The 16,254-nt window shown below is 31.6% G+C and carries 24 protein-coding genes; 12 read left to right on the top strand and 12 right to left on the bottom strand.

Annotated features, from left to right (window positions below; translation table 11 throughout):
* Positions 1 to 107: 107 nt before the first annotated feature.
* From C6989_RS02935 to C6989_RS02960, 6 genes are read right to left on the bottom strand one after another with little or no spacing between them, the layout of a single operon-like run.
* The gene (locus C6989_RS02935) at positions 108 to 1,499 is read right to left on the bottom strand and encodes an NAD-dependent succinate-semialdehyde dehydrogenase (RefSeq protein ID WP_148702637.1); all 1,392 of its coding nucleotides are present in this window, start codon (positions 1,497 to 1,499) and stop codon (positions 108 to 110) included.
* Positions 1,500 to 1,537: 38 nt separating this feature from the next.
* Positions 1,538 to 1,942 carry a hypothetical protein gene (locus C6989_RS02940; RefSeq protein ID WP_148702638.1) on the bottom strand — a complete coding sequence of 135 codons (405 nt, stop codon included), beginning with the start codon at positions 1,940 to 1,942 and terminating at the stop codon, positions 1,538 to 1,540.
* A 45-nt stretch (positions 1,943 to 1,987) separates the two neighbouring features.
* The gene (locus C6989_RS02945; protein WP_182126303.1) at positions 1,988 to 2,503 is read right to left on the bottom strand and encodes a transcription factor; all 516 of its coding nucleotides are present in this window, start codon (positions 2,501 to 2,503) and stop codon (positions 1,988 to 1,990) included.
* Between the two features lie 27 nt (positions 2,504 to 2,530).
* Positions 2,531 to 3,064, bottom strand: coding sequence for a tRNA (cytidine(56)-2'-O)-methyltransferase (locus C6989_RS02950; RefSeq protein ID WP_148702639.1), 534 nt, complete (start codon positions 3,062 to 3,064; stop codon positions 2,531 to 2,533).
* The gene (gene hflX / locus C6989_RS02955; protein WP_148702640.1) at positions 3,054 to 4,169 is read right to left on the bottom strand and encodes a GTPase HflX; all 1,116 of its coding nucleotides are present in this window, start codon (positions 4,167 to 4,169) and stop codon (positions 3,054 to 3,056) included. The genes C6989_RS02950 and hflX overlap by 11 nt, the downstream gene beginning before the upstream one ends.
* A gap of 56 nt (positions 4,170 to 4,225) precedes the next feature.
* Complete coding sequence (locus tag C6989_RS02960) at positions 4,226 to 5,272, bottom strand: phosphate signaling complex PhoU family protein (RefSeq protein ID WP_182126304.1); 1,047 nt, start codon at positions 5,270 to 5,272, stop codon at positions 4,226 to 4,228.
* 91 nt (positions 5,273 to 5,363) lie between these two features.
* Here C6989_RS02960 and C6989_RS02965 point away from each other — a divergent pair, with 91 nt between their 5' ends.
* The 10 genes from C6989_RS02965 to C6989_RS03010 all read left to right on the top strand — a co-directional run bounded on the left by C6989_RS02965 (position 5,364) and on the right by C6989_RS03010 (position 11,393).
* On the top strand, positions 5,364 to 5,837 hold the full coding sequence (locus C6989_RS02965) for a PUA domain-containing protein (RefSeq protein WP_182126305.1): 474 nt from the start codon (positions 5,364 to 5,366) through the stop codon (positions 5,835 to 5,837).
* Positions 5,834 to 6,175, top strand: coding sequence for a nascent polypeptide-associated complex protein (locus tag C6989_RS02970; RefSeq protein ID WP_148702643.1), 342 nt, complete (start codon positions 5,834 to 5,836; stop codon positions 6,173 to 6,175). Before C6989_RS02965 ends, C6989_RS02970 begins: the two co-directional genes overlap by 4 nt.
* A gap of 79 nt (positions 6,176 to 6,254) precedes the next feature.
* The gene (locus C6989_RS02975; protein ID WP_182126306.1) at positions 6,255 to 6,581 is read left to right on the top strand and encodes a hypothetical protein; all 327 of its coding nucleotides are present in this window, start codon (positions 6,255 to 6,257) and stop codon (positions 6,579 to 6,581) included.
* A 105-nt stretch (positions 6,582 to 6,686) separates the two neighbouring features.
* A complete protein-coding gene (locus tag C6989_RS02980; protein WP_148704093.1) occupies positions 6,687 to 7,265 on the top strand; it encodes a hypothetical protein in 579 nt (192 codons plus the stop codon).
* A gap of 288 nt (positions 7,266 to 7,553) precedes the next feature.
* The gene (locus C6989_RS02985; RefSeq protein ID WP_148702645.1) at positions 7,554 to 7,997 is read left to right on the top strand and encodes a hypothetical protein; all 444 of its coding nucleotides are present in this window, start codon (positions 7,554 to 7,556) and stop codon (positions 7,995 to 7,997) included.
* 17 nt (positions 7,998 to 8,014) lie between these two features.
* Complete coding sequence (locus tag C6989_RS02990) at positions 8,015 to 8,356, top strand: proteasome assembly chaperone 4 (protein WP_148702646.1); 342 nt, start codon at positions 8,015 to 8,017, stop codon at positions 8,354 to 8,356.
* Positions 8,349 to 9,680 (top strand): UbiD family decarboxylase, encoded by a 1,332-nt coding sequence (locus C6989_RS02995; RefSeq protein WP_182126307.1) that lies wholly within the window; start codon positions 8,349 to 8,351, stop codon positions 9,678 to 9,680. Before C6989_RS02990 ends, C6989_RS02995 begins: the two co-directional genes overlap by 8 nt.
* A 54-nt stretch (positions 9,681 to 9,734) precedes the next feature.
* Positions 9,735 to 10,220 (top strand): acyl-CoA thioesterase, encoded by a 486-nt coding sequence (locus C6989_RS03000; protein WP_182126308.1) that lies wholly within the window; start codon positions 9,735 to 9,737, stop codon positions 10,218 to 10,220.
* Between the two features lie 53 nt (positions 10,221 to 10,273).
* Positions 10,274 to 10,687 (top strand): hypothetical protein, encoded by a 414-nt coding sequence (locus C6989_RS03005; protein ID WP_148702649.1) that lies wholly within the window; start codon positions 10,274 to 10,276, stop codon positions 10,685 to 10,687.
* 40 nt (positions 10,688 to 10,727) lie between these two features.
* The gene (locus C6989_RS03010) at positions 10,728 to 11,393 is read left to right on the top strand and encodes a hypothetical protein (protein WP_182126309.1); all 666 of its coding nucleotides are present in this window, start codon (positions 10,728 to 10,730) and stop codon (positions 11,391 to 11,393) included.
* 1 nt (position 11,394) lies between these two features.
* Here C6989_RS03010 and C6989_RS03015 read toward each other — a convergent pair whose 3' ends face one another.
* Complete coding sequence (locus C6989_RS03015) at positions 11,395 to 12,072, bottom strand: hypothetical protein (protein WP_182126310.1); 678 nt, start codon at positions 12,070 to 12,072, stop codon at positions 11,395 to 11,397.
* On the bottom strand, positions 12,069 to 12,452 hold the full coding sequence (locus C6989_RS03020) for a hypothetical protein (protein ID WP_148702652.1): 384 nt from the start codon (positions 12,450 to 12,452) through the stop codon (positions 12,069 to 12,071). The genes C6989_RS03015 and C6989_RS03020 overlap by 4 nt, the downstream gene beginning before the upstream one ends.
* A gap of 1,195 nt (positions 12,453 to 13,647) precedes the next feature.
* On the opposite strand from C6989_RS03020, the gene C6989_RS10300 reads away from it, so the two are divergent.
* Positions 13,648 to 13,851, top strand: coding sequence for a DUF5679 domain-containing protein (locus C6989_RS10300; RefSeq protein ID WP_148704094.1), 204 nt, complete (start codon positions 13,648 to 13,650; stop codon positions 13,849 to 13,851).
* Positions 13,852 to 13,860: 9 nt separating this feature from the next.
* On the opposite strand, the gene C6989_RS03030 is transcribed toward C6989_RS10300, so the two are convergent.
* Entirely contained in the window at positions 13,861 to 14,349 is a 489-nt protein-coding gene (locus tag C6989_RS03030) for a hypothetical protein (RefSeq protein ID WP_148702653.1), read from the bottom strand.
* Between the two features lie 70 nt (positions 14,350 to 14,419).
* Positions 14,420 to 14,578 carry a hypothetical protein gene (locus tag C6989_RS03035; protein WP_182126311.1) on the bottom strand — a complete coding sequence of 53 codons (159 nt, stop codon included), beginning with the start codon at positions 14,576 to 14,578 and terminating at the stop codon, positions 14,420 to 14,422.
* A gap of 93 nt (positions 14,579 to 14,671) precedes the next feature.
* Here C6989_RS03035 and C6989_RS03040 point away from each other — a divergent pair, with 93 nt between their 5' ends.
* Positions 14,672 to 14,881, top strand: coding sequence for a hypothetical protein (locus C6989_RS03040; RefSeq protein WP_148702654.1), 210 nt, complete (start codon positions 14,672 to 14,674; stop codon positions 14,879 to 14,881).
* Here C6989_RS03040 and cyoE read toward each other — a convergent pair.
* Positions 14,876 to 15,808, bottom strand: a complete 933-nt coding sequence (gene cyoE, locus C6989_RS03045; RefSeq protein WP_237087700.1) for a heme o synthase — start codon at positions 15,806 to 15,808, stop codon at positions 14,876 to 14,878. The genes C6989_RS03040 and cyoE overlap by 6 nt on opposite strands.
* Complete coding sequence (locus C6989_RS03050) at positions 15,808 to 16,215, bottom strand: Lrp/AsnC family transcriptional regulator (protein ID WP_237087745.1); 408 nt, start codon at positions 16,213 to 16,215, stop codon at positions 15,808 to 15,810. The genes cyoE and C6989_RS03050 overlap by 1 nt, the downstream gene beginning before the upstream one ends.
* Between the last annotated feature and the right edge of the window lie 39 nt (positions 16,216 to 16,254).

A 16,254-nucleotide genomic window follows, 5' to 3' on the forward strand; every position in this document is an offset into this window, starting at 1 on the left:
GATCTCTTTGATCTTCACTCAACAATACACGTCATCGAGTGTACTCGTCAGTATATAGTGCGCTAAAATTATACTTAAAGGATACTCATAATTTCAATTATAGAAAATTATTCTACGTAATGATGATGTGTTAAGTTGTCATAGAATCTAACTGATTTTAGATTTACAAATTCCAGCATTCCATATCTGGATAGCTCTCTTCCAAAACCACTATGTTTTATTCCGCCGAATGGAATTCTTGGATCTGAAATAACTACATTATTTACACTAACAATTCCAGATTCAATTCTTCTTGACATTTTATCTGCTTTTGCAAGATCTTTTGTCCAAATACTTGCACCCAATCCAAATTCACTATCATTTGCTAATTTGATTGCCTCGCTTTCGTTTTCAACAATTGTTATTGGTGCAACTGGTCCAAATGTTTCCTCTTTTGCAATTCTCATATCGGGTTTAATGTTTGTAAGAATTGTTGGTTGGTAGAAATATCCATTACCTTCAATCTTGTCTCCTCCTAGTAACACTTTAGCACCCTTTGCCTTTGCATCCTCAACAATTCCAGAAATTGTCTCTAACCCGCCTTTACTGGATATTGGACCGACATCTGTATCCATTGACATTGGATCTCCTACTTTGAGTTGAGATGCTTTTTTGATAAATAATTCAATAAAGTCTTTAGCTATATTCTTGCCTACAAAAAATCTTTTAGATGCTACGCAACTTTGCCCACAATTGATAAACCTGCCTTTGACTGCCCCTTCAGCAGCTTTTTCGATAATTGCATCATCTAAAACTATGAATGGATCACTTCCCCCTAATTCTAAAACACATTTCTTTAGATTCATGGCGGCCCTTTCCCCCACTTTTGCTCCTGCATTAGTACTCCCAGTAAATGTTACAGCATTAACATCTGAATCAATAAGATGATTTGCAGAATCTACACTTCCTACTACGGTTGAAAACACTCCTTCTGGTATCCCTGCTTCTGTGAATGCTTTTTCAATTTCGATTCCTGATTGCATAGTAATTCTTGATGGTTTCATCACAATTACATTTCCTGCCATCAAACATGGAGCTGCAAATCTCAGAGCTTGCCAATATGGAAAATTCCATGGCATAATAGAACCAATTACCCCTAATGGCTCAAAAGTCAGAAAACTCTTTCTTGCATCTGTGTTTAATACTTCATCAGAAAGGAAGCTATCTCCATGATCTGCATAAAATTCCAATGCCCAAGCACATTTTTCAACTTCACCAATTGATTCTTTGAGTGCTTTTCCCATTTCACTAGTTGCAATTTTTGCTAACTCTGTTTTGTTTTTCTTTAGATATTCAACTAAATTGTAAATGTAACTTCTACGCTTTTCATAATCTTTTTTCCACTCAGGAAATGCTCTTTTTGCTTTTCTAACTAATTCAAAAACCTGATCTCTACCCATTGGTGAAAATGTATTGATATTCTCACCTGTTGCAGGATTGACTGTAGTGATCTGACTCAAGGTTTTTTGAGAATGATTTCTCCTATTTAATTTGTAACTTAATCTTCAAAGTTAGTACTAAAATTTGAAAGTGATTTTGAGTATGAATCCATCATAATATGCACAAATTGATCATATGATTTCATGCCTGAAATTCTCATTTGAGAGTACCATTTCAGATAATTATCATAATTATCAATCTGCTTTATCCAAAAATCTGTTAGACTATCAGAAAATGACTTTATATTTTTCATAGAGTTTTTGTCAGTATTCATTTTTTCAAAAAATTCTTTTTCAGAAATTATACATGTTCCAAATATGTCATCTAATAGATGTAGATATTCTTTATACATGTCTGAATATATTTGAAAATGAGACGGAATTTGCATTTCTAATTTATTGATTATTTTAGATGAATTATCTTTGAAAATATTACAAACTGATGATTCTGAATCTTGAGACATAAAAAAACTACCCTAACTTTCTATTTAACTTATTTCCAAAAATGCTTAGAAAATCTGCTGCATATCTTTTTTGATTTCATCAATTTTCTTTTGATATGCCTTTTTAGACTTATCGTTCTTTTTTAGATTTAGAACATTTCCGCATGATGGACATTTGAACATACCTTCAAGTGCATCTTCAAAGGTTACTCTTGAACAATCTTCATTTCCACAATGATAAAAATCAGATGCATTTTCATAATCTAATCTTTGTTGTAATCTCTCTTCAATTTTCTTTTTCTGATTTTCAATAAAATGTTCAACTTCTTCTCTTCTTGTTCTCCATCTGTAAACAAACCACCCCTTTCTCTCATCTTTTACTCTAATCCCTGTGATTAGGGATTTTCCAAAAAGATCATACAATACTTTTCTTACCATATTGATTCTAAGCCCTGTTGAACTTGCAATTTCTTCATCAGTTGCATCTTCTGCTTTTAGTAATGAACGAGCTACTTTGAGATATTCATCTCCTCCAATCATTGAGGCTATTCTAACAAAAGGATCTTCGTATTTGTCTACCAACTCTAATCTTTTCCCAATTTTCTATTATTAATCCCTTGTTTCCTTTACTTGTACATTTTTACCTACTTTTGTGGGTATAATCTTCCGTTTTGCATCTGGAAATTCTTTCTCAAATTGTTGACCTTCTTGAATTCGATCTAAAAGTATGGCAAGAGCACTTATTTCAGAATGAGGCTGACTCCCAATTCCTATGTTATAATCTGCCATCTCATAAATTTCTCTGGGTACTTTTTCTGCCCCTACCACCACTAACAATTTTTTTTCTTTTCGAATTTTTTCTTGAGCATCATTAATTTTTTCACCATACATTGAAAGATGAATTATCTTGAAATTTTCCTCTTTTTTCTTTTTAATAATTGGTTTCCATTTTTCAATAAATTCAACTGAGAAATTCCCTCCCCATGTTTCATTGATTTTTCTCAAAGTATCTTTTATCTCTGGATTAATTTCTGTCATGAAGATTTTTTTGGCTCCAAATGCTCTTGATACTAATGCCACATGTGTTGTAACTCTATCATCTCTTACTAGTCTTTGACCAATTCGGACTACTTCAATTTCCATATGTTTTTTCAGCCCCTAACCTATTTTCAAATACGTGTGAATCATAACTTTCCAAAATATCTTTAATCAATTCTTTTAGTTGTTTTACATTTTTACCAGTTTTTGCAGAAACTGGAATCCATTTTTTATTATCTACTAAATTTAATGTCTCTATTTTTTCTTCAATTTCATTTTCTTTTAGTAAATCTGATTTATTTAATGCGTAAATCATTCTGTCTTTTTCAACCCCTAGTTCACTTAATGTTCTCATACAACTAGAAAATTTCTTTTTTAATTCAAATAATGGATCACTGATATCAATTATTACAATGATGATATCTGTATGACCTAATTCCTCTAATGTAGATTTGAATGCATCAATCATGTAAGCTGGTAATTTACTGATAAAACCAACTGTATCTGAAATTAAAAATGGTACTTGGTTAATCGTAACTCGTCTTGTAGTAGTTGAAAGTGTTGTAAACAATTCACTACTTTGATCTCTTGTTTCTCCTGTCATCTTGTTAAACAAGGTTGTTTTTCCTGCTGAAGTATAACCTGCAAGTGAAATTGTTTTGAATCCCATTCTTTTTCGTCCTTGTCTGTGTAACTCTCTTTGCTTTCCAGCTTTTTCTAGCTTGGATCTAATTGTCTGCATTCTATGTTTAATGTCATTATAGTAAACATCAACTTCAAATTTTCCTATTCCCATAAACCCTGGTTGCTCTCCCATACTTGAAAGTCGAACTTTTTCTTTTGCTCTGGCCATCTCATACCTTAATTGAGCTAACTTTACTTGCAATTTTGATTCTGCACTTGATGCCCTACTTTCAAAAATTTCAAGAATCAGTGCTTCTCTATCTAAAATTTCTCTGTGTAAAACTGATGCTAAGTTATAATTTTGACTTGGTTTTAAAACCTCATCAAACACAATCACATCTGGTCTAATTTTTTCTGAAATCTCTTCCAGATTCTCTAAAATTCCACCGCTTATGCCATACTTTGGCTTTTTCAAAAATTTCTGCTTAATTGTATGGACTACCTGTAATCCTGCTGCATCACAAAGCCCTTTTGCTTCATTAATTATGTCATCTTTATCATATGTGATTAAAATAGCCGATTTCATTTTGATTCTATGGTTCTACTATAATTTGGGTTAAAGATTCTACCTGTTTTGAAAATCTATACTGCTTTCTTGATTGTTTTTTCGATATTCATATTCAGGACTATTTCTGCAATATCGCTGGCATATTCTGAAACTCTTCTTATATTTTCAGTCATTCTTCTAACTCTATAAATCTCCTCGTCGTCTTTGAGTGATTTTGAGGCATCTCTGACTTTTTTCTCATATTTTGCAATATTGTTTGTTTTTTCAATGGTTTTTTCAGCCTGTAAATAATCTTCTTTAAACAATGCAAGGCAAGCATCATCTAGTACTGATAAACAAAATTCATTCATGTCTTGTAATTTATCTAAAATCTCCTTTTTCACTGATTTCTTGAATTCCAGAAGATCTTTTGCAATAAATGCTGCATGATCTCCTGCTCTTTCAATATTTTTTACAACTAATCTATATCCCAAACAATTTCTCGGATTTCTAAAACCCATTTCTTTTAACATGTGTTCATTTTGAATTGCGATTTTTAATTGACGAATAATATAAAAGCCAAATCTGTCTACCTCGTCATCTGTGTTGATTACCTCTTGTGCCAAATCTAGATTGTTTTCTTTTACAGCTAAGATTGCATCACTAGACATTGATTTTGCCAAATGGATCATTCTTTTGAATGCTCCGTCTACTGATAACTCTAATAAATTAACTAGAACTTGTACTGTAATGCCTACACTGGAATCAGAAATAATTTCTGATCCCATCAACATTCGTTTAACGGCCTCTTTTACTGTATTTCTCTGAACAGGACTTAACCTTCCATCTTTTGGTTTTACATTAATTGTCTTAAACCCTAAAAAATAAAGTGAAATTAATTTTCTAACAATTGAGGATGCCTTTTCTTCTGGATTAATTTCAATTATCGCTTCTTCTTTTTTCGGACTTCGTGATTCAAATTTTGGAGGATATAGTTCTAGTGTTGATGAACCTTTTCTTACCATTCTAATTTGATCCCCTTGTTTTAAGCCTAAATCCATAATCCATTGTTTTGGTAATGAAACTATGTATGATGATTTACCTGTAAACTGGATTTTCCTTGTTTCCTCCCTTTCTTCCATAAACTAAAGAGAAAAAGCCATTCTATATAGTTTTAATATTTTGATATGTATAATCATTGAACTAATATTTAGAATCAATTGAAGGCAAAATATGGACCATGTTTTAAAACTCCGTAATTCTATTGATGCCTTGTTTGGAAGTGATGTTTCTAAATTCCTGCCTAAAGATATTGAAATGACTTTTTCAAGGAAAACTGGCAGAATTAGAACTGTTCTACATGAAGGAAAACTATTATGCACATTAAGAATTGATGGTGGTTTGGCAATTAGTCCTTATCTTGCACAAATACTCTTGAAGAGTAAAACGTTTAGAGAGAATTGTGTAGAGATAAACAAAGATGCAGCGCCTTTTGTACAAGAAGGAAGATCTGTATTTTGTAAACATGTTGTAAAATGTGGAAAAAATGTTAGAATCTCAGGTGACACCCCTGTTTTATTCAAAAATAAAGTAATTGCAGTAGGTAGGGCTGTTTTATCATATGAAATGATTTCTGATTTTGATCGAGGTGTGGCTGTAAAGGTTAGAGATAGTTTAAAAAGTCGTAAAGAGGAAAAAGAATTATGATGCGCGGAGGCAATCGCGAAATGCGAAGGATGATGGATAAGATGGGTCTTGATATGAATGAACTTTCTAATGTCCAGGAAGTTATCATAAAGACTGATAAAAAAGAGATTATTATTTCGAAACCTTCTGTTACTGAAATGAAAGCTAAAGATAATTCAATTTTTACTGTAACTGCTGATAGTTATGAGGAGAGAGAATTAGAGGTTCCTATCTTCTCTGAAGAAGATATTCAACTTGTCAGTCAGCAAGCAGGTGTTGATGAAGAAAAGGCTAAAAATGCATTAGAAGAAGCAAAAGGCGATCTTGCTAGGGCAATTTTGCTATTGACTACTGGATGACCTTTTATTTTGTGCCTAAAATTGACCTAAAAATGAATGATTTAATTAATGGAATTGCTGAAATTCGAGTGTAATGAGTATGGCAGAATCCAAAGTCACTGGAATTATTAAATCTCTAAATGTCTTAGAAGATGAAATTGATTCCTTAAACAGTAAAGTTGGAGATATGAAAAAACAACTTTCAGTAAAGGCTCAAAACGAAATAGATTTTCTCATGGAAAAAACCAGAGAGATGGCAACCAAAGAAGCCGAAGTTTTGATAAATGCTTCAAAAGAAAAAGCAACTGCTGAATCTGCAAAAATTGCTCAAGAAGGTGAGGCTAAATTATCTGAAATCCAATCAAAAATTGATGCAAATTTTGATGAAGCAGTGAAACATGTCGTGTCAACTGTTTTGAAGGCATAACCCTAAATCCTATATTTCATTTTGTCAAATATCGATCCCTTACTTAATTCTCGTATTGGAATTGCCACTTCTTACGGTAAACCGTACTATAGATTTTCAACATATCTGAAGGCACTTAAACTATCATTTGATTCAATTTTACCTGAAGAAATACAAAACTATTCAGGTCATCTTGTTCTAACAACTCGTAAGGAATCCCCAAAAACTTGTGAAACCCCACTTCTTCACGAGGATATTTTTGAGCATCATCCTACTGTCATTAGGGGACTAATGATGCAAAAACTAAATCTTGATTTTGAGGAAGATGATCTGATTCTAGGAATTGATCCTGGAGAAAGAACTGGTTTATCTATATTTTACTATGGGAAAGAAATTGAGAGCTCATTTCATCCATCTGCAGAGAAATTAGTTATTCATATTATTCGGGTTCTAGGTGGTCTTAGGGCTAAAAGAAAAATCGTTAAGATTGGAAATGGTAATATGGGAATTGCAAAACAAATTGTAGCTATGCTAAATATACAATTTTGTTCATCTTTTGAATTAGAATTTGTTGATGAAAGGAAGACCAGTATGAAAATCAAGAATTTTAATCAAAGAGGAAAACGAGATATGTTATCTGCAAAATACATCTCTCAACGAGATGGTTACCGCCATTCCATTTTGCCTTTGTCTATTACTGGTTAGTTATCTACCCTTGGTTTCGAATTTTTAGTAATACTATATGAATTTCTTCTATTTTTTAAGAAAAACTGAAATTTTTTATCAAACAACTATATTGATACATATCATTTTTTCAAAAAAACCGAAATTCAAACAAGCTATACATATTTATTGATGATTTCTTGTTTTTCCTTGAAACTAATTCTACTGATCGTAAAATTATGTAAAATTATTACAACTTTCTGATACTTTTTTTCTAAATTTTATCGATCCATCCTTATATACTTATGAATTCTATATTAAACTACCAAGATGACTTGTAAAGGAATTTGTGTAAGATATAAGGCTCAAAAGCCTGTTGGAACTGGAAGATATGCTTCTGGACAACGTCGATGTCAAATTTGTGAAATATTCATCAAATGGGAAGGACTATGGTGTCCATGCTGTGGCTATAGATTAAGAACTAAACCACGTAATTTGAAATACAAAGCCAAACTACGTGCAAGAGTTGAGGCTGATTCTATTGAAGCAAAATCAGTTACAGAAGTTCAACCAGAAGTTGAAGAAATTGCAGTAAAAGCAAAATCCAAAGCAAAAACTGCAAAAACTAAAACAACAAAGTCTAAGGAAAAAACTCCATGCAAATACTGTGAAAAATTATTTGTCTATCCAGACAAACATGAAAAGAACTGCAAGAAAAATCCTACTTTGCTTGATGCTTCCCAAGAAAGTGAATCAATAGCAATAAAAGCATAAGACTTGTTCATAGCTTATTGAACTCTCCAAATGGATTTTTCCAAAAATTGGTAAATTTGGAGGGCCGAAATTTTTCTTTAAACATTCAAAAATTTGAAAATGGATATTTTATTTCTATATCTGAGGGTTCTAATAAAATAGGCTCTATGGTGGCTTCAATGGCCACTGGTCCTACTCCTGTTACAACTACCATAATTCCTTCTAGAACCGAATCTCTTTTTCTGAAACTTGTTGCTGAACGAATTAGTACTAGAATGCGAGGAATTGCATTAGTTTCTGCATTTATACAAAAAGAATTAGAACCTAATACTGCAAAAGACTTAATGTCTGAAATTATGGAGATGATTGAGAATGAGTGACTTAAGAAATTATATTTCTAAAATTAAGAAAAATAAGGAACTTAAAATTGTAAAAACCAAAGTTTCAACAAAATATGAAATTGCTGGAATCATTGCTAAAGTAGACGGTTCGCATGCAGTGTTATTTGAAAATATCAAAGAAAGTAATTTCCATTTAATTGCTAATCTAGTTGGAACTAGAAAGAGATTTGCTCTTGCAGTTGGTGGAACAGAAAATAACATTCATGAGAAAGTAATTTCAGCTATAAACAAAGCAAGACCCCCTAAAATTATTTCATCAGGGAAATTCCAAGAAAACAAATCAAAAAATCTCTTTTCTATGCCTATTGTTACTCATTTTGAGAAGGAATCAGGCCCATTTATCACATCTTCAATTGCATATGTCAAGAATCCCGAAACTGGAAAACAAAATTCATCGTTTCATAGAATGATGCCAATTGACAAAAACCATTTTTCAATAAGAATGGTTGAAGGTCGTCATTTACATCGATGTTTTGTTGATGCTAAAGAACATGGGGAAGATCTAAAAATTGCGATTACTGTTGGTGTTCACCCTGCAATTTCTATTGCTGGTGCATATCAAGCACAATGGGGCAAAGATGAGATTGCTATTGCCAATTCATTATTGGGTGGAAAATTAACTTTGACAAAACTTCCGTATACTGGACTAAATGTGCCATCTGGTTCAGAAATTGTTATGGAAGGAAAAATTCTTCAGGATAAAACTCATCCTGAATGGATGGTTGAAATGCTCCAAACCTATGATCATAAAAGATCTCAACCTATTTTTGAACTTGAAAATTTGTATTTTAGAAATAACCCAATTTTTCATGATGTATTATCTGGTTATTCAGAACATCGATTGTTAATGGGAATGCCAATTGAATCAAAATTAAATGGGGATTTGAAAAAAGCATTCAAACAAACACAACAAGTTTCCATGACCAATGGTGGGTGTAATTGGTTGCATGCAGTTGTTCAAATAAAAAAGAAAAATGAATCTGATGCAAAAAAAATAATTAAAAAAACATTTGAATCGCATCGTTCATTAAAACAAGTTACAGTAGTTGATGATGATATTGATCCTAATGATGCAGAATCTGTGGAATATGCAATGGCTACAAGATTCCAAGCAGATAAAGATCTTGTAATTCTCAAAAATGTACGTGGTTCTAGCCTTGATCCATCAAGTAATCAAAAGAAATTACAAACTGCAAAAATGGGTATTGATGCAACCAGATCTCTATCAAAACGTCCTGAAGGATTTGAATTGGCAAAAATCCCAAAAATCAATAAAATTAAACTTGAAAAATATTTCAAATAATCAAAATCAACTGATTAAATTAAATTTGGATAAATTAGAATTATTCTAGGTAAAATGTCGTCTGAATCAAATCTTAGAGAAAAGAGCCCATCTGAATCCCATGCTGAAGTAATTGTTAGAATGTTTCCTTCTGATGCAAATCCAGCTGGAAATGTATTTGGTGGTGAAATTTTAAAACATATTGACATGGTTGCTGGAATTGTTGCTCAAAGACATTCACAGTCAAATGCTGTTACTGTATCTATGGATAGTGTAAATTTTCTAAAACCTGTTTTTGTTGGAAATGTTCTTTCATTAAATGCTAGAATAAACTATGTTCATAATTCTTCTATGGAAATAGAAGTTAGAGCAGAGGCTGAAGATATTGTTACTGGAATTAGAACTGTAACTGGAACTGCTTTTGTAACCTTTGTAGCCTTGGATAAAAATGGAAAGCCTATGCATGTTCCAAAGCTTTCTTTAAAAACAGATGAAGATCGAGTCAAATTTGAAGAAGGAAAAATCCGAATGGAAAAAAGATTAAAAAATCGACAAAAATAATTTTTTTAATTCTTAGGGAACCATTTAAGAATAATGAATACCATCTTCAGTTAATGTCTGAACAAGAAAAAAATAATGAGTGGGATTCATTATGGCAAGAATATACAAAATCTCTTGAAAATTGGAAATCTCTTTTTGAGCAAATTCAAACTGCCAGTAATGAAATGCAATCTAAATTTAATGAAGTTTGGGAAAAAGCTAGCATTGAATCTAGTAATGAAACCATGAAATTATTTGTAGAGAACTGGCAAAAAGCAATGACCGATGCTGGAATGAATTCTTTCAAAGAATTTAGTGAGAATTGGCAAAAAGCTCTCAATGACAGTAACATGTCAACTTTCAAACAATTTGTTGAAAATTGGCAAAAGAGTCTAAGTTCATCTGGATTGGAACAGATGAATGCATATGGTGAAATGATGAAAAAATTCACTGAAACATGGGGCTCAATGTGGCCAAAATCCACATAAATCTTGAAAGAATAAAAATATCAACTATTCTTAATTTTTTATGACCATTTCTCAAAATGAATGCTTTGTTGAATTAGCTAGTTTTGATGATTTGGCACGATATGCTTGTGCTTTTAGAGAATATCCACAACGAGTTTATTCACAGGAATTTGGTGGGGAAAGAGTTGTTTCATGTAGTGTGATTCTTGCTAATACTCTGTTGATTTTTTATACTCCTCTAAAAAAATCTGGACGATACATATCTTATCAGATAACAGGCAGAAAAGAAATTTGTGAAATTGTAGAGTCGACAAAAAATATTTCTCATTATGCTCCTATTGTGCATATGGAATCAGAAATTTCTCCCTTGCCTAAAAAAGAAGAAAAAATCATAGATCAGTTTCATCCTATTCATGTAAAAGATCTAGGTAGTCTAGCTAGGCTAACATATGATCCTGAATTTCCAGATGAACAAAATTTGACATTATTTGCATTACCTAGAAAAAAATCTTGGGTACTTGGTTACATTACTTCTTTAGACATGGATGAAGTTTATTATAATTTCAATTATGTTGAATTAGACTCAGAACCCACAAAAAATTTCTTAAAGTATCAAGGTAATCAAGGAAAAAATCCTGAATTCTCAGATACTATTGATCATGGTTTTTCATATTTTCCAATAATTAAAATAAAAAATGAACATCCCATTTTTGGTTTTTTAGATTAATTTAATCCCAAGTTGTTAATTCTTTAATTTTTTTCCTTGACTCTTCAACTATTCGTTCTAATACTGGAATGTAAATTTCTGCTGCATATGCAATTTCAAAAACATCTTCAACACCAATAAATGCTGAAGTGATTACTTGATTTTCACCTACGCTAGGCTCACTTTTTTCTTTTCTTTTGTGATTAATTACCTCTAAAAATAATGGTAATTGTCTTTTCATCTCAATTTTCAATTCCTCTTTTGAACGTAATTTCTCATGACTTAATCCAACCATGATTTGTTGATTAATATCATCCTCATATCGATCTTGAGCTCTCATCATAATTTTTATTTCAGGCAATGTGTTATGATATTTTTTTAAGTCACAAATTTTTTTTATCATTTTTGGAAGTTTACTACTATGTTCTTGATTAAATTTATCTTTATACCATTCTGAAAATCTAACTGCTTTAACATCGTTCTTTGTTTTTGCTTTTTGATGAAATCCTTCATACGATATTTTTTCTGTTATGAATAGCCCAAAATCTCTGTTTGCTTCTTCAAAAATACCTTCTAAAATTATATTTACAGAATCTATGAATTTATTGAAAAAATGCTTAACGTAAAATGGATCAGGATCATATTGTTTTATCTGATTTAGATAAATTTTACAATCATCAAGTGCCTTTTCAATATTCATTGATTATTGCCAGATTCAAGATTTTTAAATTTTGATTGTGATTTTAAACTAATTGCCAATTCTTTGAAAATTTTGTTTACACTTACATCCACTAAATTTATTGTAGCATTTTCTTTGACTATTTGTTTTTCAAATTTTTCTTTTATTGCAAATGATACTGATGACCAATGTAGTATTCCTTTTAGTTGCTCTTCAACTGTAGCATTTGTTGTTGGAAAATTTGCAGGTGAGAAGACGATTCCATTTGTCCATTGCATTGTAGGAATTGCACCCCCCGATGATCTACTGCTAAATGCTATTTGCTTTACCCAATCATCAAATTTGTATTCAATTACTTCATGAATTATTAGTTTTTTCCATGGTTCTACAGAAATCTCCATTTGAATATTGTTTTGTAAAACCAATTATAATCTTATTTTTTAGGTCCAAACACTGATTATTTTGATTTAGACTCGCTTATTTACTAGAAAATAATCACTATTTTTTATAATGGATAAATGGGCTGACTATCTAATTTCTGAGGTCAGTTATGATACACAACACTTGATTTCGATTGCTATTAGACATAGAGATACAGATCAAGGCATAACTAAAGGAAAACCTATTGATCGACTTGCTATTTCATCTGATATAAAAAATGGTATTTCTTATGTAACAATTTACAGTACAAAAAACTCTTGGAAAAAAGGACACAAAATTCAAACCTTTTCAATAAATGGTGAACCATTTTTACGAATTGATGGAAACAAAGTCAAATTAGATTATTTAGGCGATCTACCTAATGTGTCTAATCTGGGATTGCTTGAACCAGAATTAGCACCAGAACCTGTTGTTGAACAAGAAAAAATTCCAGAACCACCTCCACCAAGTCCTAGAGGTTCATTACCAAAAGAATCTGTAGAAGAGCTTCCTCAGGAACTTGATTTAGCACCAGAACCTGTTGTTGAACAAGAAAAAATTCCAGAGATAAAAGAGGAAGAAGCTACTCCTGAACAACTAGCTAGATTCGAACAATTAGAAAAACAAATTCAAGAATTAGAATCACGATCCAAACCTGAACCTGAAGAAGAAGCTACTCCTGAACAACTAGCTAGATTCGAACAATTAGAAAAACAAATTCAAGAATTAGAATCACAGCCACCTCCACCAAGTCCTAGAGGTTCATTACCAAAAGAATCTACAAAAGAAGTTTTTGAAGAAATAGAACATGCTACAGAAGCAATTTATGAACCTGAAGAAGCTACTCCTAAACAATTTGCACAATTAGATGAACTTCAGAAACAAATTGATGAATTAGAAACAAAACTATCTAACAAGCCAATCCCTAAAATCAAATCTGAACCCAAAGAGGAACCTGAATCTGAACAAATTTCTGAAATTGATGATCTACAAGATCAAATTGATGAATTGGAAAATGAATTATTTTCAAAATCGCATCCTCCATCTGATGAACCTACACAAGAACAGATTTCAAAAGTACATGAATTAGAAAAAGAAATTGAAAAATTGGAATCTGCAGATATTGAACATGAAATCATTCAAACATTACAAAAACAAAATAAAAAATTAGATGACATTGAGAAAAGGCTTGATAGTCATTCCAACAAAGTTTCTCTAAACTCCAATTCTCTTGAGGCTTATTGTGTTAAATGTAGAGCAAAGAGAAAAATCAAAAACCCTGAAGAAACAACTATGAAAAATGGAAGACCTGCCATGAAAGGATTTTGTTCTATTTGTAATTGCAAAGTATTTCGTATTGTAAAAATGAAAAAGTCATAATTTTTAAAACTACATTTGACCTGATTGCCATGCTTGGTTGAATTTCTTTATGGCTTCTTGATATGCCGTGATTGAATCATCTCCTGAGGTTTTAAGGAATTTTTCCCACTGATCATTAAATTTTTTGATTGATTCAATGTTGGTTTCTTTGAATATGTTTTCAATCATTTTTGTTTGCTGTTTGATATATTCAGGACCAATTTCTTCCCAAGTACTTTCCCAACTTGAACTAACTTTTTTCAAAAGTTCTGCATCTGACTCAACTGCTTTTTGACATGCATCATGATATGTCATTAAAGTCTCATTGGTGGCTTTTTGCCATTGTGCTAGAGATTCTTTCCATCCATTTAATGCAGAATTATATTCTTTCCAGGCTTTTTCAAACTCTGGTTTTTTTGAAGAAGATTTTGTTGTAGTTTTAGATTTTGTAGTTTTTGGTTTGGAAATTGTTTTTTTGACTGGCTTCTTTTTTGTTTTGGTTTTTTTCTTAATAGCCATATGTTAGTTTAAAAATAGTAGATGTTAAATCTTTCAATAATTTTAAAATTTGAAAATATTCAGATTGAATTCATTTGAGTTCTGAGGCCTTAGTAAAAAATGTCATGTGTTCTTTATCCTTATTTTGAAACAATTTCAAGTGTTCTTTGCAAAGATTTCTAGTTTCTCTAAAACTAATCTTTACTGTCTGAATTGCTTTTGATTTACATTCTGAAATACTACACTGCATGATAATCAAATAATTGATAATTTCTTAATAAAACTTTGAAATTATATAATTACCTACTACAGATTTTTATCATTGAATTATGTGACAAAAATCATGAATGACGATGAGAAAGGAAAACGATTCTTAGAATTAATTGATGAGCAAAATAATGTTCAATGGAACATTGTTGCAAAACTGTCTGCGTTAATTTCATCAAAATGGAATTCAACTGAATTACAAAATGAACTTGAGGAATTAGTTAACAAACACACTACAATCACAAAAGAGCTTAATAGTTTAGATGAAAATAGTAGTATCTTATAATGCAGAATCAACCATTAATGCAATAAACAATACTGCCAAATATGGACTAGAAAATTTAAACAAAGTCCATGATGCCTTTTCCATAGGTTTTACAATTACCCATATTGATAATGCAATCATCAAAGCACCTGATGCAATTGCAGTCCATAGATAAACTCCTCCTACCATCTCCTCTCCACTTTGAGTGGTTATGAAAAATGGTGCAATTGAAAATAATACCATAACTACTGTTGATCCAGCTATTGCTCTTGCAGATGTTTTTTCTGATTGTACTGCTGTCAGCATTGGAACATTTACTTTATTGTAATCATCTTTGAAATGTAATGTTAGTGCCCAAATATGCATTGGAATCCAAATGAAAACTAATCCTGCCATTGCAAGTCCCATAGTCCACAAGTCTGACATTGTTACTGCAACCCATCCAATCATTGGTGGTGAACCACCACATAATCCTCCTAAAATTATGTTAGTCCTTGAATTTCGTTTTAATGCATAAGAGTAAACAAGAACATTGTTTAGTAATCCAAATGCTATGAATGCAGTTGCCCATGTTCCTTGTTCTAATGTGGTTGTAAATGAAATTCCAAATGCTAATACCAGTGAAATTCCAGCTAATGCTAATCCAAAATTTCGTGCTTTGACTGCAGGATAAATCCTTTTTGATGGAAGTGGTCTGCCTTTTGTTCTTTCCATAATTGCATCGATATCTCTATCGTGATAATTTGTCAAAGTATTAGCTGCAGCAGAACCTGCAGCAACTGAAAATAACATTAGTGCCCATGTTGATGGGGCAATTTCAATCCCGTAAATATTAGATGCTGTTAAAGCAGCTCCAAATGCAGTAAATACCAACAAGTACCAAATTTTGGGCTTTGTTAACTCATAGTATACTGCAACCCTGGATTCTGACTTTTGTTTCTGCAACATTAATCACTATCCTTTGATGGCATATATGGCATTGCTTTGGCACGTGATTTCATCTCAATAAACGACTCTGAAGACTGAATGCCTTCAATCCTTCCAATTCTCTCTGAGACCATTTTATGCATCTGATCCAATGATTTTGAATACATTGTAACAAGAATATCAAATCTTCCAGTAACTTCTGCCACTTCTCTTACTCCGTCAATCTTGAATAATTCTGAAATTATATGATCACGTTTTTTTGTGTCCATATTGATTCCAGTTAATGCTTTAACATTGTATCCCAACTCAGCATCATTTACAACAATTGTAAATCGTTCAATTAATTTTCTTTTTACTAATCTTTTGATTCTTGAATATACTACTGATGAGTTTACATTGATTTTTTTTGATAAACGTGGAACTGAAATAGATGCATCGTTAGATAATTCTGATAAAATCTGAAGATC

The organism is Nitrosopumilus sp. b2 (assembly GCF_014078535.1).
In the GTDB taxonomy this organism is placed as follows: Archaea; Thermoproteota; Nitrososphaeria; order Nitrososphaerales; family Nitrosopumilaceae; genus Nitrosopumilus; species Nitrosopumilus piranensis.